Raw genomic sequence first — 14310 nt, 5'->3', positions numbered from 1 at the left:
TTGTTACCAATTACCACTTTGTGACTATGAGGATTGTACGAATTGACACGAAACAATGGGGCTAATGAATGCCAAGATCAAAAAAGGATGCCCCAAGGATATTAAAAGTACTATGCCAGAATTACACCAATCAATTGCCCAGCATTACCACGAACGGACTAAATACAACCCTGAGACTCTAGCCTCCAAAAGTCAGCAGTTAGACTGGACTAAACAGCCAGTGCCTTTTAAAGAGTACAAAATTGGCTCTACTTTTGATCTCAAACCCTATATTCAAGAAAAAGCAGAGGGATTTGCTAATAACCCAGATGCTCAATGGTGGCAAAGACTTTCCCGGTTGTTGTTTCGCAGCTATGGATTGACAGCGAGAATGCCTTCTATGGGTAGTGCAGTGTATTTACGTGCTGCTCCCAGTGCCGGTGGATTATACCCTGCTGAAGTCTATGTGGTTTCCCGTGGCACGTCGTTATTGCCACCTGGTTTGTATAACTACCAGTGTCGGACTCATTCGCTGATGCATTATTGGGAAAGTGATGTTTGGCAAACTCTCCAAGCAGCTTGTTTCTGGCATCCTTCCCTAGAAAATACCCAACTGGCAATTATTGTGACTGCGGTATTTTATCGTTCTGCGTGGCGCTATGAAGATCGGGCTTATCGCCGAATTTTTCTAGATACGGGACATCTGTTAGGCAATATCGAATTGGCTGGTGCGATTACTGACTTTCGCCCCCACTTAATCGGCGGCTTTGTGGACGAATCGGTAAACGATCTGCTTTATATCGATCCGCAACAAGAAGGTGCGATCGCTGTCTTACCTCTGGCAGACTTGTTAGATGTCAATCAAAATTTGCCATTGGGATGTACTGCTTTACCTTCCGCCACTGAAACCAGTTATCCTCAAATCCCCGATGGTGAATTGCTGACATATTTCCATCGACACACCCAAATTCAATCAGGTATAACTGGGAATCTCAATCTACCCGTTATCAAACAAGAAAAATCTTTAGAGGATAAATATAACTTTCCTTTTTGTTTGAAAATTCCCACCACAACTGCACCTATAGATTGGGGAAAAAAGCTGTCAGAACTAGAAAGTACTATGTATAAGCGACGCTCTACCCGCGCTTACAATGGTGATGATTTAACTTTCGATGACTTAAAAAGTTTACTCGACTTTACTTACCAACCGCAAAATTATATCGATCAAAGTTTAGATATTTCTCCAGACTACTTTGATTTGAATTTAATCGAAACATTTATTGCTGTTTGTGGAGTTAAAGGACTGGAGGCAGGTTGTTACTATTACGCACCCAAAGCCCAAGAATTACGCCAAATTCGGTTTAAAAATTTCCGGCGAGAGTTACATTTTCTCTGTTTGGGACAAGAATTAGGACGGGATGCAGCAGCAGTGTTGTTTCATACAGCCGATTTGAAAGCTGCGATCGCTCAATATGGCGATCGCGTTTACCGTTACTTACATCTGGATGCCGGTCATTTGGGACAACGCCTGAATTTAGCCGCAATGCACCTAAATATCGGCGTTAGTGGAATCGGTGGATTTTTTGATGACCAAGTAAATGATGTTTTGGGTATTCCTGCTGATGAAGCTGCTCTATATATCACTACATTGGGACGACCAAGATAAAACGGAGATGTGCATAATTTTACCGCAGGCTACCGCAAACAATATCAAGTCCACTTAACTATAGCCTTTTGGAATTTGTCGTAATACCAGACTTTTATAGGGTTAGTTAAGACGATCGGTGCGTTAGCCTACGGCGTAAAACAACGCCAACGCACTGGCTCTCCTATTGGAAATGCAATTTTGTGTAAAAGATATGTTCGCCTTAACAAATTATCGGGAACTATCGCACTTGAATGTGTAGTCAACAGTGTAGATGGAAACTGATTTTATCTTTGTAGAAAACCAAAGAAGAAAGAATCAGTGCATAAAACTATAGAACATAACCGAATGTATCTATATAGGTTCAGATACAACAAACTCAATCTAATTTGAAATTATTAAGGTGAAAAATTATGACAAGCTTTATCCAAATTCAGTCAAAAAATGACCTACTGCATCCAGTCCGCCAGTGGTTGGAAACGATAGAAATTCATAACTCCAAATTGGCTCATTTCCTGTGCAAAGCGATCCCTGCTCAGTGTCCCTTTGAGCGAGATATTACGTTCCTTGGCCGGAAGCTATTTCACATTCCTCCGATGTGTAAATTAAATCCCCTATACGAAGAAGTGGTTGGTTTGCGTTTTAAAGCGCTCTGTTATCTTGCCGATGAGTGCGGTGAAGATATTGCAATCTATTGCTAATAGCCAGTCAAGTCGTTCTTCGCTCGAGCAGCCATCGGTATTTGAAAACTTACGGTTGTTACTTACTCAGGTTTATACTAAGCTAACTTACACCTAATTTTAGATGTTTGGCTATGTAAGTAGCTAGCACCTCACTAAAGTGTTTCCAGACAGTATTTCTGCTTACCGTACCCTGCTGAAATCATTAACATCATCATGACGCACATCTTACTGGTTGAAGATGAAGTCAAACTGGCGCGATTTGTCGAATTGGAATTGAATTATGAAGGCTATCAAGTCAGTATTGCCTACGATGGATTAACTGCACTCACCGCAGCGCGTGAGTTACATCTAGATTTAGTAATTTTAGACTGGATGTTGCCAGGTTTGTCAGGGTTAGAAATTTGCCGCCGCCTGCGAAGTATGGGCGATAAAGTGCCGATAATCTTATTAACCGTCAAAGATGAAGAGAGCGATCGCATTGCAGGCTTAGACGCTGGTGCTGATGATTACCTCGTTAAACCCTTCAGCGTTGATGAATTATTAGCCAGAGTTAGCGCTCATCTGCGAAGAAATCGGCAAGTAGACATTGCAGATGTTTTGGAATTTGAAGGTGTGAGTTTAAATCGTCGCACTCGCCAAGTGTACCGAGAGCAGAGGTTAATTGAGTTAACTGCTAAGGAATTTGATTTATTAGAATATTTTCTGGCCCATCCGCGACAGGTAATTAGTTGCGATCGCATTTTACAAGAAGTCTGGGCTTACGACTTCATGGGCGATGCCAACATCATCGAGCTTCACATGCGCTACCTGCGTCTGAAACTTGAAGCCAATAACGAAAAGTCGCTCATTCAAACAGTGAGTGGTATTGGCTACACATTGCATGATTGAATTGAGGATTGGAAATTGGAAAAATTCCCCCTTGTTTCTTTTCTCTCTCCATTTCCCAATGTTAAATTTCGATGAACGTAGAAGCCCAAAAGCTTTTATCTTATGAAGATTTGGGGTTTTTGGCAATATCAGCAAAAACTCATCTAACTTAGGGTTAATTATACTAGGATGCACAAAGCTGTCATCATCTAATAATCTAAAGTGGCATGACCTATCTAGAAACAGCAGCGCAATTCTACCGCGAAGTTGCCGAAACCCCGCAAGTTGGACTTTGTTGTGTGCAAAGTACACCCCTGCAACTACCAGGATTAAAAATTCCGTTGGCAATGCAGGAAATGAACTATGGCTGTGGCACTACTGTTCACCCTACCGAACTAGGAAAGCAACCTACTGTGCTTTATGTCGGCGTTGGTGGCGGCTTAGAAGCTTTGCAATTCGCTTATTTTTCCCGTTATGCAGGTGCTGTAATTGCCGTTGAACCGGTTGAAGCCATGCGGGAAGCAGCCACACGCAATCTGGAAATTGCTGCTCAAGAAAACCCGTGGTTTGACACCAGTTTTGTGGAAATCCGCGAAGGCGATGCTTTTAACCTACCCGTTGCGGATCTTCGCGTTGATATTGTGGCGCAGAATTGCCTTTTCAATATTTTTGAGCCAGAAGATTTAACCCGTGCTTTAAAAGAAGCCTATCGGGTATTAAAATCAGGCGGACGTTTGCAGATGAGCGATCCCATTGCTATTACTCAAATTCCGGCACATCTTCAAGAAGATGAACGACTAAGAGCCATGTGTTTATCAGGCGCACTCACATATCAAGAGTATACTGAACGGATTACAAATGCTGGCTTTGGTCAAGTTGAAATTCGCGCCCGTCGTCCTTATCGTTTACTAGATTCCCAGACTTATAATTTAGACGAACATCTACTTTTAGAAAGTCTAGATTCTGTCTCCTTCAAAGTTGCTATTCCCGACGATGGCGCTTGTATTTTTACGGGAAAAACTGCAATTTATGCTGGCTCGGAACCCTTTTTTGACGACTCAGCAGGACATATACTCCAGCGAGGTATTCCCGCAGCAGTGTGTGATAAAACTGCTGCTAAACTTGCAGCTATTAAGCCAACAGAAATAATTGTTACTAATTCAACATGGCATTATAGCGGTGGTGGTTGCTGTTAATTTCTTAGGAAAGAATTCAGGTGTCAGTAGTCGGAATAATGCCTCTGGCACGCTCCGCAAACAGATTAACTCTGTGCTACTAGGGAATGAATGCACAATTTTAACATTTCACTAGTTGCATTCTGAATTATAGATTCTGACTTCTTCTTTATAAACCCCAAAATGTTGTTAATTAGTCTATTTATCGCTACGCTTTTTTTAGCCTATTGCAATGGTGCAAATGACAACTGTAAAGGGGTAGCAACGTTGTTTGGTAGCCGAACTACCAGCTATCAAACAGCAATTTTGTGGGCAACTTTTACGACTTTAGGTGGTGCAGTAACTGCAACTTTTTTGGCAGGTACGCTAATTAAAAACTTCTCTGGGAAAGGACTAGTACCTGATGCGATCGCTAATACACCAGAGTTTCATATCGCAGTTGCGATCGCTGCTGGTTTAACTGTACTGATCGCAACCCTCATCGGGTTTCCTGTTTCCACAACTCACAGTTTAACAGGTGCTATTGTTGGTGCTGGATTAGTAGCCTTTGGACTCCAAGTCAATTTTGCAGTTTTGGTAAATTCCTTTATTTTACCTCTATTACTCAGTCCCATCATTGCTATTTTCTTGGGAGCAGGAATTTACAGCTTGTCTGGCTATATCAATTCCAAGTGGAACCTACCAGTCAATCAGAAAAGGATTGATGCTTGCCATTTTATCAGCGCTGGAATTGTCAGTTTTGTGAGAGGATTAAATGATACTCCTAAGATTTTCTCAATCGTTCTAATTATTGAGTATTTTTCGATTCAGGGGGGAATGATCACGATTGCGATCGCAATGGCACTTGGTGGTTTATTAAACTCCCAAAAAGTTGCTATTACTATGAGTGAAAAGATTACTTCATTGAATCATATTCAAGGCTTATCAGCAAATATAGTAACTGCAATTCTGGTCATTCTAGCTAGCCGATTTGGTCTTCCTATTTCTACCACTTATATTTCAGTTGGTTCTATTTTTGGAGTAGGATTAACTGGTAAAAAAGTTAACCTACGTGTTTCTTATCAGATATTATTATCGTGGATTTTAACTTTACCTACTGCTACAATTATTAGTGCAATAACCTACAGATTATTGCAAGGTTAGAAAACTTGAATATATTTTACCCTATTTAAATAGTAGTAACTAATGCAAACTCAATCAAAAAATAAGCTAGATTCAACAGTCACATCATTTAAAAATAACCTCAAGTCTCCTTTAAAAAAAAAGGGAATCACTGTTTTACAAATCAATCTAGGTAAGCGCTGTAATCTTGCCTGTACCCACTGTCATGTTGAAGCTGGGCCAAAACGTACAGAAGAACTTTCTCCTGAAGTTTGCGAACAATTGATTTCGCTAATTCATAAATCTCCCGAAATTAAAATTGTAGATTTAACTGGTGGCGCACCAGAAATGAATTATGGATTTAAGCCATTAGTAGAAGCAGCAAGAGCATCTGGAAAGCAGGTAATTGTCCGGTCTAATTTGACTATTTATTTTGAAGATGGATTTACTGATTTACCAGAATATTTTGCTCAACACCAAATAAGAGTTGTAGCTTCTCTACCCTGCTATTTAGCAGATAATGTTGATAAAATGCGTGGATCTGGTGTTTTTGATAGTTCAGTCAAAGCTTTGCAATGGCTTAACCAACTTGGCTATGGTAAAAAACAAAATTTAATTTTGGACTTGGTATTTAATCCCCAGTTACCCACTAGTGAAAAATTTTCATTAGCTCCCGAACAGGCTAACCTAGAACGAGATTATAAAATGTTCTTACAAGAACATTTTAATATTGTATTTAACAACCTCTTCACCATTACCAACCTTCCAGTTGGGAGAACCAAAATGTATTTAGAACGCAGAAAACTGTACACCAGCTATTTGCAGTTTTTAGAGTTGTATTTTAATCCTGACACAGTTGAACATTTAATGTGCCGCGATGAACTTTCAATTGATTATCTAGGAAATGTGTATGATTGTGACTTTAACCAGATGATGAATTTGCCTGCAAAAACTCGCAATGGTGAAACCTTAACAGTTAGCAAATTGTTAGAAGCTGGCAGTTTAGACCTAATTAGTGAGATCCAAACGGCTGCTTATTGCTATGGTTGTACTGCTGGATGTGGTTCTAGTTGTGGTGGTGCTTTGCTTTAAGGTTGTTAAAAAAAGTCTGTTACCAAAATTGTTACCAGTGCGTTGTTATTGGGCTGTTACTTTATGATGATACTTAATTAAACCCCTCACACCACACTGAAAGCCGTGAAACATTATGTTTCGCGGTTTTTTCCTTTTCAAAAATTAGATGTAGCCGATCCTTGATCAAGCATTACTCATTCCTGTAATAATCTCTGCAACAGTTTATAAATGTCTCCTTTGTCATCCTCTTTCCGTAGTCCTACCCCAACCACTAAAACCACAACTTTCTCTAGTTCTACTTTATAAATAATTCTGTAGCGTTGACCTACAGCCCTGACACTACGATATCCCTTCAGCTTGTCAATTAGAGGTTTTCCCTGCTTTCCTGGATCTGTTTTGAGTTTGTCGATTCTGTCGCTCAAAGATTTCTGATGACGCTGATCCTTAACACTAGTCAACATTTCTAAAGCTAGCGGTGTAAGTTCAATTTCATACTCTGTGTTAATGGGTTGTGGTATATCAGAGTCCAAGTTGGGCTTTTGCTTCCTTCCAGCTAATGGTTTCTTCCCGTTCCCCTTGGCTTATACTTTCCTGTAGCTGATGGGAAAATTGCCGATCAGATAAGATTGCCAGGGTTTCTAACAAAGATTCAAATTGTTCAAAGCTAAGTGCTGCCATTACTGGCTTACCATGCTTGGTGATGATTACTGGTTCGTCTTTCAACTCATCCGGCAAATCTAATAGTTGTCGTCGAGCTTTCGTAATGGTTAAGTACTTTGGCATACAAATAAGTGTACATTTAAGTGTACACTTATTATAACCTCAACGTGATGTCTACGACGGGCTACGCCTACGCAGTTTCCCCTCAGACATAACTTTGTATCCACCCTCTTGCGCTAAAGTTGCAAATAAACGTGCATCTAAAGCCAGGAGGAAAGAGTCGTGAAAGCAGTCTTGATGACAGCAGCTGGCAGTCCCGAAGTTCTGCAAGTACAAGAAGTGGCAAACCCTGCGGTTCCTGTAGGGAATACTGAACTTTTAGTCCGTTTGGTGGCAGCTGGCATTAACCCCATTGATACTAAACTTCGTAGCCGAGGCACTTTCTACCCCGATCGCACGCCGACAATTTTAGGATGTGATGGTGCTGGTATAGTCGAAGCGGTAGGTGCTAGCGTTCAGCGTTTTAGCGCAGGCGATGAAGTATACTTTTGCTACGGCGGATTGGGCGCACACCAAGGTAATTATGCTGAATATACCGTTGTGGATGAGCGGTTTGTGGTACGCAAACCCGCGTCTATCTCCTTTACAGAAGCAGCCGCAGCACCTTTAGTATTAATTACCGCCTGGGAAGCTTTATACGAACGGGGACGATTGTCACCTGGGGAACGAGTTTTCATTCATGCGGGTGCTGGTGGTGTGGGTCATGTAGCAATTCAATTGGCGAAACTCAAAGGTGCTACTGTTGCTACCACAGTCAGTTCTGAAGAAAAGGCTAATTTCGTCAAAGAACTCGGTGCAGACCATGTAATTTTTTACAAACAAACAGACTTTGTGCAAGCGGTATTAGATTGGACTGGCGGCGAAGGTGTAGACTTGGCTTTTGATACCATAGGCGGCGAAACCTTTCACAAAACCTTCCCCGCAGTGCGAGTTTATGGTGATATTGTGACGATTCTCGAACCAGATGCCAATACTGTTTGGAAAACTGCTAGATTACGCAATCTCCGCATTGGTTTAGAATTAATGCTCGCACCAGCGTTGCTAGGATTGGAAGAAAGCCTCCAGCACCAAGCAGAAATTCTTGAACAATGTGCCACTTGGATCGATGAAGGCAAGTTAAAAATCCATGTTAGCCACAAATTTCCTTTGAAAAAAGCGGCTAAGGCTCACCAACTAATTGAAAGCGGTTCTGTGACGGGTAAAATTGTTCTACTGATTAGCGACGAATAATCGAACAATTTGCATAATTTATTTTTTAAACGCCAAGGTACGCAAAGATTAAACGCAAAGGTACGCAAAGGCGTTTCTCTGCGCTACTCTGCGTTTTCCTTGGTGTTCATTTGTGTTTTATCAATTCTCCTCTTCCTCCCCCTCCCTAGTTCAGCAGCACAAACGCAACCAGAACGTATACCCTTAACTCTAGAATTATTACAAGAACGTCTACGCACACCGACACTGCGCGAAGGCAATTTGACGGTAGATTTGCAGAAGATGGTGATTGATTTGCGCCCAGAAAACGCTAGCTTTCGCGATGCTTTTTACCAACTACTGCGAAAAGAATTAGGTGCAAAACCTCTGGGTTTAGACCTCAGCTATGCCCTGATTTTAGGGGATTTTGTGGGCAGCGATTTGGTTTTAAGAACACCGTTGTATGCTAAAGCTATTGCTCCGATTTTCACCCCTACCGAACAACAAGAACTAGAACGTTTGCGCTTTGTTTGTCTGGAATCATTAGTGAATTCTAAAGATTGTCGATCGCTTTTGGGAACAAAATCAACTCCATCCAGTGAAATTGCTGTTTTTCGTGGTGTCTTGAAACTTGTGCAAACTCGCTTCAATGGCGAAATAAAGTTCTCTAATACATTCTTTCTTCAGTCTGTGGATGCCCAAGGTGCAACTTTTCTTCAATCCACTAATTGGACTGAAACCCGATTTGGTCGTCCTGTCAGCTTTAGCGGTGGTAAATTCAAGCAACCAAGCAATTTTCAAGGCAGTATTTTTTTTGAAAAAGCTAATTTCAAACAAAGCCAATTTCAGGAATTCGCTGATTTCCAAGGTAGTATCTTTGAAAATACTGCCAATTTTAACCAAGCAACTTTTAAGGAGTTGGCTAAATTTAATAGTGTGCAGTGGCGAGAAAATGCTGATTTCTCTGATGTCCGCTTTGCCAATCAAGTACAGTTTACTAAAGCAAATTTTAATCAGTTATTTATTTTAATAGAAGCGATTTTTGAGCAAGCTGCCATATTTCGAGAAGTGGAGTTTAATCAATCGGTGAATTTGCAAGGTGCAAGTATTCTCAACCAAGCAGATTTTAGCGATGCTAGATTTTCTCCAGAAGCTTGTTTAAGCGTACCTGGTTTAACTTTTAACTCTAACCAAGCAAAAATGTTAGGTAATCCCGGTCAGATTGGTAAGATGTTCTGTACCCCGGCATTGCAAGGTAATCAAAACATCTTACGGAATTTAGGGCAAAATTTCCGTCAGCAACAACAAGTTACCGATGCTAATGAACTGGAATACACAAAGCAAGAACTGCGATTAGTAGAAATGAGTCGCCGTTTGACGGCTACAAATATTAATAGTGCAAGTGTTGCAAGTTTGATTAAATTAGGTTTTTCTGCAACTCAAGCCGCAGCGATCGCCCAGCGTCGTCTGATAAAATCTTTTCGTAATAGTAATGAGTTACTAACTTTAGCTGACATCGATTTAGAAAAATATACTCAACTTAGCGATCGCTTAATTGTTGGCGAACCCCTTTCTATCGGTGGGTGGTTATTGCAAGCTTGGAGTTGGTTGGGGTTGAGTGTACTACTGCTGTTGAGTGGCTATGGGACAAATTTTTGGTTAGTGTTTGGCGTGGGAGGAGTTGCGATCGCTTATTTCGGCTTACTATTTTGGCTAGTAGATCGCTATCGCCGCCTGCATCCTATACCAATTATTCCCACCTCTTACGAAACCATTTCGATATTAGTCAGTTTTAGCCTTTTAGAATTCTTGAGTTTACTAGCCATATTTCGCAATACTCAACAACCTTGGCTGACATTGGGGTGTCTTTTCATAATTCTTGTCCCCGTACCACTAGCTTTATTGATGCGACTTTATCAACAAGGTCGTTATCACGACTTAATGGACGTTTCTTACTTTACCGAAGATGGTACATTTCGCCAGTTACGATTGTTGATTGGGCGTTTACCAGTTATACCAAGAAATCAGACATTTCGGGAACGATATATGCCTCTACTGAGCGATCGCCGTTGGAACTGGCTCAACTATTATGATTTTAGTCTCAACAACCTGGTTAAATTAGGATTTAATGACATTCGCCTGCGAGACGAACATTTACCAGGTATCATCTCTGCACTTGCTTGGTATCAATGGAGTTTAGGCGTAATTTACATCACATTAGTTTTATGGACACTTTCTCGCACAATTCCAGGATTAAATTTGCTAATTTATCTGAAGTAATCGGTAGTCATTGCAGCTTTGCCCTTAAATAGGCTCCAGATTTTGTTTTAGAGTTAATATTACCAAGCGATCGCTCACTTACCGGATTGTCAATGAGATTAAGCTGTCATTACCATTTATGTTGTTCCTAGCATTGACATGCTGGTGCTTATGGAAACCACCAGTTACTTCTATTGCTATAAAACTGAAACCGTCCAAAACCAAGAAATTGTCCGTGAGATTTTTCACCCACCGGGAACGCTGTCACACCTAGTAAGTAGACACCAGAAAAGCTGGGATTACTCACAGGACGCAAGGCGATTGTCACTGTCTGTCCCGGAGTGACAGGCGGATCAAAGTTCACAGTAACTGTTCGTGTGTCGCGTTCGTCTGTGACTGCGCCTAGTGTTAGGCGAGATTCTTTGCGATCGCGTGTTCCGACAAAGGCGCGGGTATCATTGAGATTGTAGCGGATGTTTTCTGTTCCTTCCCTTTGTGCGATCGTCACTTTCTGGAGAGATTCTCCAGCATTATCCGGCAGGTTGATCGTGAAATAGTAAGTTCCACCCCAAATATTCACATCTTTATAAGTAGTCGTTGCATTCACAAGTTTCGGCGGTTGGACAAAGTAGACTGTACCATCTCTAAGCTGCACCGCTTGAGTCACCGGAAGCGTTAATCCCCCAACACCCATTGCTAACGAGAGTGTTATTCCAAATAAAGTTGCAACACGCATAATTCAAATATAAAAAACGCACTCATTTCAATTTTAATTCTTTGGGAATAAGTGACTTAGGAATGATAGAAGCTTGTTTTTTCCAATCAGAAGATTTAGTGTACCACCAAGCCCAAGCAATTAAAACTCCTTGAAAGGGAAGCCTGATTACGTGTACCCAAGGTGAATTTGGTATATGTTCTAGTTGAATATGATTAACCGCCATATTGATATTGGCTGGGTAAACAGCAATAAAAAGAGCAATAAGTCCCCAAGCCGCAGCTTGACTTACAGGCGGGACTAATAAGCCGATACCACCTAAAATTTCATAAAAGCCACTGAGATAAACTAATCCTAAAGGATAAGGAAGTTGCGGTGGCATAATTTTGACATACGGTTCTGGAATAACAAAGTGTGTCACTCCAACGACAATGATGGATATAGCAAGAACTACACGTAATATTTCCTTATACTTGTTCATGATTGTTGCCTCATTATATACTTGCCCCTATTACTTCAGTTTGACTGACGGATTTTAATCTGCCTTGAGTCAATAGGAGTAAAAATCAACAAAATTCTCCAAAATACTAAGAGATTTATTTCTTTACCAATCACGTTTTACAGCTATATGAGCAGTTCTTTAATGTTCGCTTCACTTAGTATGATATTATTTCAACTTTATCAGTAATTAATTTATTACCTGTTACGAATTATTCATAAAAAATATGAGCGATGCTTTTAGCCGACTTGCACCCTTTATCCAAGAATATATTTATCATCATCAGTGGACTGAATTACGACCAGTCCAAATTGCCGCCTGTGAAGTTATATTTGACACCGATGCTCATTTATTAATTACTGCTGCAACTGCTGCGGGTAAAACAGAAGCAGCCTTCCTACCAATTTTGACTTTATTACATGCCAACCCTGCGACAACTATAGGCGTATTATATATTAGTCCAATCAAAGCTTTAATTAACGATCAATTTGAGCGCCTCAACGACTTACTCAAAGAAGCAGATATTCCAGTATGGCACTGGCACGGTGATGTTTCTCAAAGTCGAAAAAACAAACTTTTAAAGAATCCTCAAGGAATTCTCCAAATTACACCAGAATCTCTGGAAAGTTTATTAATCAACAAAAATAACGACCTCCTCCGCTTATTTGGTGACTTAAAATTTGTCATTATTGATGAAATTCACGCCTTTATGGGTTCCGAACGCGGTTGTCAAATTATTTGCCAATTACAACGTTTAGCAAGGTTGACACAAAAACAACCACGCCGGATTGGTTTATCGGCAACTCTTGGTGATTACTCAATAGCTGAAGACTGGTTGCGTTCAGGAACAGATAAGCCAGTGATTACACCACAAACCGATGGGATAAAACGCCAAATAAAATTAGCTGTAGAACATTTTTATATTACTGACGAAATAGATGAATCAGAGGCGACAGATTATGAACAACATATTTTCAACCTCAGCAAATCTCGGAAATGTTTAATATTTGCTAATAATCGCACGCAGACTGAATCTGTAATAGCATCTTTGCGACAAATTGCCACAGAACAAGGACTACCAGATATATATCATGTGCATCATGGAAGTATATCTGCTAGCTTGCGGCAAGCTGCTGAAAATGCCATGCGTGAACCCAACAATCCAGCAGTTACTGCTGCCACTCTAACTTTAGAATTAGGTATAGATATTGGTCATCTAGAGCGAGTTATTCAGTTAGAATCACCCTTGTCTGTAGCTAGCTTTTTACAGCGTTTAGGACGTAGTGGTAGAAGGGGTGAAGCTGCCGATATGCGCTTTGTCTGTGCTGAAGAGAAACCATTATCAGAAGCTTATCTACCAGAACAAATACCCTGGCAACTATTGCAGTCCATCGCTATTATTCAACTTTATTTAGAGGAGAAATGGATTGAACCAATCAGACCGATTAAATATCCTTTGAGTTTGCTTTATCACCAAACAATGAGTATTTTAACAGCAACAGGAGAACTTTCGCCTAATGCCTTAGCTAAACAAATTTTTAGCTTACCGCCTTTTGCTGCTATTTCCAAAGAAGATTTCCAATTATTGCTCCGTTATTTAATTGATATTGGTCATATTCAGCATACTGAACAAGGTAAATTAATCCTGGGTTTGGCAGGAGAAAGGATTGTGAGGAAGTTTCAGTTTTATGCTGTCTTTGCTGAACAGCAAGAATATATTGTTAAGCAAGGTACAACAGAAATTGGCAGTATAGTTACGCCGCCTGCTGTTGGCAATCAATTTGCTTTAGCTGGCAGAAGTTGGGAAGTTGTAGAAGTTGACTTTAAAAAGAAGGCTATTTTTGTTAAACAAGCCGAGGGGAAAGCTAGTATTTATTGGCGTGGAAGTGGTGGCACTATTCATACCAAAGTTTTACAACGAATGCAACAGGTTCTATTTGAAAATATCGAGTATAGTTATTTGCAAAAAAATGCTTTGCAACGTTTACGTCAAGTTCGCCAATTAGTGCAAAAAGTTGGATTAGATAAACAAAATATCTTAGAGTTTGAAAAAGGTAAATGTTATATTTTTCCCTGGATGGGTACGGTTGCTTATCGCACTTTAGAAAGATTACTCAACTCCTACTGTCGAGAATCGTTAGAAATTATCAGTATTGGCGGATTAAATCCCTATTATTTCACAATTAAATTAGGTATAGGTAAATCTAAATCTCTTTATCATGCAATTGCTTCATTGTGTGAACAAAGAATTACCCCAGAAGATTTACTCAGTACTTCAGAAGCACCAGAAATTCAAAAGTACGATCGATTTATTCCTCATCCACTTTTACGAAAAGCTTTTGCTAGCGATTATTTAGATATAAGAGAACTAAAACAGCAAGTGGCACTGTGGAGAGAATAGACAA

Annotated in this window: 13 protein-coding genes; 9 read left to right on the top strand and 4 right to left on the bottom strand. The window is 40.3% G+C overall.

What is annotated here, in order from left to right:
- The first annotated feature begins 112 nt into the window (after positions 1–112).
- The 6 genes from V7K42_RS28565 (at position 113) to arsS (ending at position 6542) form a co-directional block, all read left to right on the top strand.
- A complete protein-coding gene (locus V7K42_RS28565; RefSeq protein ID WP_334921119.1) occupies positions 113–1645 on the top strand; it encodes a SagB/ThcOx family dehydrogenase in 1533 nt (510 codons plus the stop codon).
- A 392-nt stretch (positions 1646–2037) separates the two neighbouring features.
- Positions 2038–2325 carry a Mo-dependent nitrogenase C-terminal domain-containing protein gene (locus V7K42_RS28560; RefSeq protein ID WP_334921055.1) on the top strand — a complete coding sequence of 96 codons (288 nt, stop codon included), beginning with the start codon at positions 2038–2040 and terminating at the stop codon, positions 2323–2325.
- Between the two features lie 195 nt (positions 2326–2520).
- A complete protein-coding gene (locus V7K42_RS28555) occupies positions 2521–3195 on the top strand; it encodes a response regulator transcription factor (protein ID WP_334921053.1) in 675 nt (224 codons plus the stop codon).
- Between the two features lie 206 nt (positions 3196–3401).
- A complete protein-coding gene (arsM, locus tag V7K42_RS28550) occupies positions 3402–4370 on the top strand; it encodes an arsenosugar biosynthesis arsenite methyltransferase ArsM (RefSeq protein WP_334921051.1) in 969 nt (322 codons plus the stop codon).
- Between the two features lie 162 nt (positions 4371–4532).
- A complete protein-coding gene (locus tag V7K42_RS28545) occupies positions 4533–5492 on the top strand; it encodes an inorganic phosphate transporter (protein WP_334921049.1) in 960 nt (319 codons plus the stop codon).
- A gap of 42 nt (positions 5493–5534) precedes the next feature.
- The gene (gene arsS, locus V7K42_RS28540) at positions 5535–6542 is read left to right on the top strand and encodes an arsenosugar biosynthesis radical SAM (seleno)protein ArsS (RefSeq protein WP_334921047.1); all 1008 of its coding nucleotides are present in this window, start codon (positions 5535–5537) and stop codon (positions 6540–6542) included.
- Between the two features lie 176 nt (positions 6543–6718).
- On the opposite strand, the gene V7K42_RS28535 is transcribed toward arsS, so the two are convergent.
- Complete coding sequence (locus V7K42_RS28535; RefSeq protein ID WP_334921045.1) at positions 6719–7054, bottom strand: type II toxin-antitoxin system RelE family toxin; 336 nt, start codon at positions 7052–7054, stop codon at positions 6719–6721.
- The gene (locus V7K42_RS28530) at positions 7044–7307 is read right to left on the bottom strand and encodes a type II toxin-antitoxin system Phd/YefM family antitoxin (RefSeq protein WP_334921043.1); all 264 of its coding nucleotides are present in this window, start codon (positions 7305–7307) and stop codon (positions 7044–7046) included. The genes V7K42_RS28535 and V7K42_RS28530 overlap by 11 nt, the downstream gene beginning before the upstream one ends.
- 159 nt (positions 7308–7466) lie before the next feature.
- Here V7K42_RS28530 and V7K42_RS28525 point away from each other — a divergent pair, with 159 nt between their 5' ends.
- Positions 7467–8474, top strand: coding sequence for a zinc-dependent alcohol dehydrogenase family protein (locus V7K42_RS28525; RefSeq protein WP_334921041.1), 1008 nt, complete (start codon positions 7467–7469; stop codon positions 8472–8474).
- A 9-nt stretch (positions 8475–8483) separates the two neighbouring features.
- Positions 8484–10712 carry a pentapeptide repeat-containing protein gene (locus V7K42_RS28520; protein ID WP_334921039.1) on the top strand — a complete coding sequence of 743 codons (2229 nt, stop codon included), beginning with the start codon at positions 8484–8486 and terminating at the stop codon, positions 10710–10712.
- Positions 10713–10860: 148 nt separating this feature from the next.
- On the opposite strand, the gene V7K42_RS28515 is transcribed toward V7K42_RS28520, so the two are convergent.
- On the bottom strand, positions 10861–11427 hold the full coding sequence (locus V7K42_RS28515) for a DUF2808 domain-containing protein (RefSeq protein ID WP_334921038.1): 567 nt from the start codon (positions 11425–11427) through the stop codon (positions 10861–10863).
- A gap of 22 nt (positions 11428–11449) precedes the next feature.
- Positions 11450–11887 carry a DoxX family protein gene (locus V7K42_RS28510; protein WP_094330124.1) on the bottom strand — a complete coding sequence of 146 codons (438 nt, stop codon included), beginning with the start codon at positions 11885–11887 and terminating at the stop codon, positions 11450–11452.
- A 244-nt stretch (positions 11888–12131) separates the two neighbouring features.
- Between V7K42_RS28510 and V7K42_RS28505 the strand changes: the two genes are divergently transcribed.
- Positions 12132–14306: a DEAD/DEAH box helicase gene (locus V7K42_RS28505; protein WP_334921036.1), complete on the top strand. Its 2175-nt coding sequence runs from the start codon at positions 12132–12134 to the stop codon at positions 14304–14306.
- The last annotated feature ends 4 nt before the right edge of the window (positions 14307–14310 follow it).

The sequence above is a fragment of the Nostoc sp. genome, from assembly GCF_036917455.1.
Classification (GTDB): Bacteria; Cyanobacteriota; Cyanobacteriia; order Cyanobacteriales; family Nostocaceae; genus Nostoc.
Note: the sequence above shows the minus strand (reverse complement) of the source record. Positions and strands in the feature narration are given on the sequence as shown.

Excerpts from the sequence above, each read along its gene's own strand:
- V7K42_RS28565 (WP_334921119.1), top strand. The coding sequence starts at position 113 with ATGCCAGAATTACACCAATCAATTGCCCAGCATTACCACGAACGGACT.
- V7K42_RS28560 (WP_334921055.1), top strand. The coding sequence starts at position 2,038 with ATGACAAGCTTTATCCAAATTCAGTCAAAAAATGACCTACTGCATCCA.
- V7K42_RS28555 (WP_334921053.1), top strand. The coding sequence starts at position 2,521 with ATGACGCACATCTTACTGGTTGAAGATGAAGTCAAACTGGCGCGATTT.
- arsM (WP_334921051.1), top strand. The coding sequence starts at position 3,402 with ATGACCTATCTAGAAACAGCAGCGCAATTCTACCGCGAAGTTGCCGAA.
- V7K42_RS28545 (WP_334921049.1), top strand. The coding sequence starts at position 4,533 with ATGTTGTTAATTAGTCTATTTATCGCTACGCTTTTTTTAGCCTATTGC.
- arsS (WP_334921047.1), top strand. The coding sequence starts at position 5,535 with ATGCAAACTCAATCAAAAAATAAGCTAGATTCAACAGTCACATCATTT.
- V7K42_RS28530 (WP_334921043.1), bottom strand. The coding sequence starts at position 7,307 with ATGCCAAAGTACTTAACCATTACGAAAGCTCGACGACAACTATTAGAT.
- V7K42_RS28515 (WP_334921038.1), bottom strand. The coding sequence starts at position 11,427 with ATGCGTGTTGCAACTTTATTTGGAATAACACTCTCGTTAGCAATGGGT.
- V7K42_RS28510 (WP_094330124.1), bottom strand. The coding sequence starts at position 11,887 with ATGAACAAGTATAAGGAAATATTACGTGTAGTTCTTGCTATATCCATC.
- V7K42_RS28505 (WP_334921036.1), top strand. The coding sequence starts at position 12,132 with ATGAGCGATGCTTTTAGCCGACTTGCACCCTTTATCCAAGAATATATT.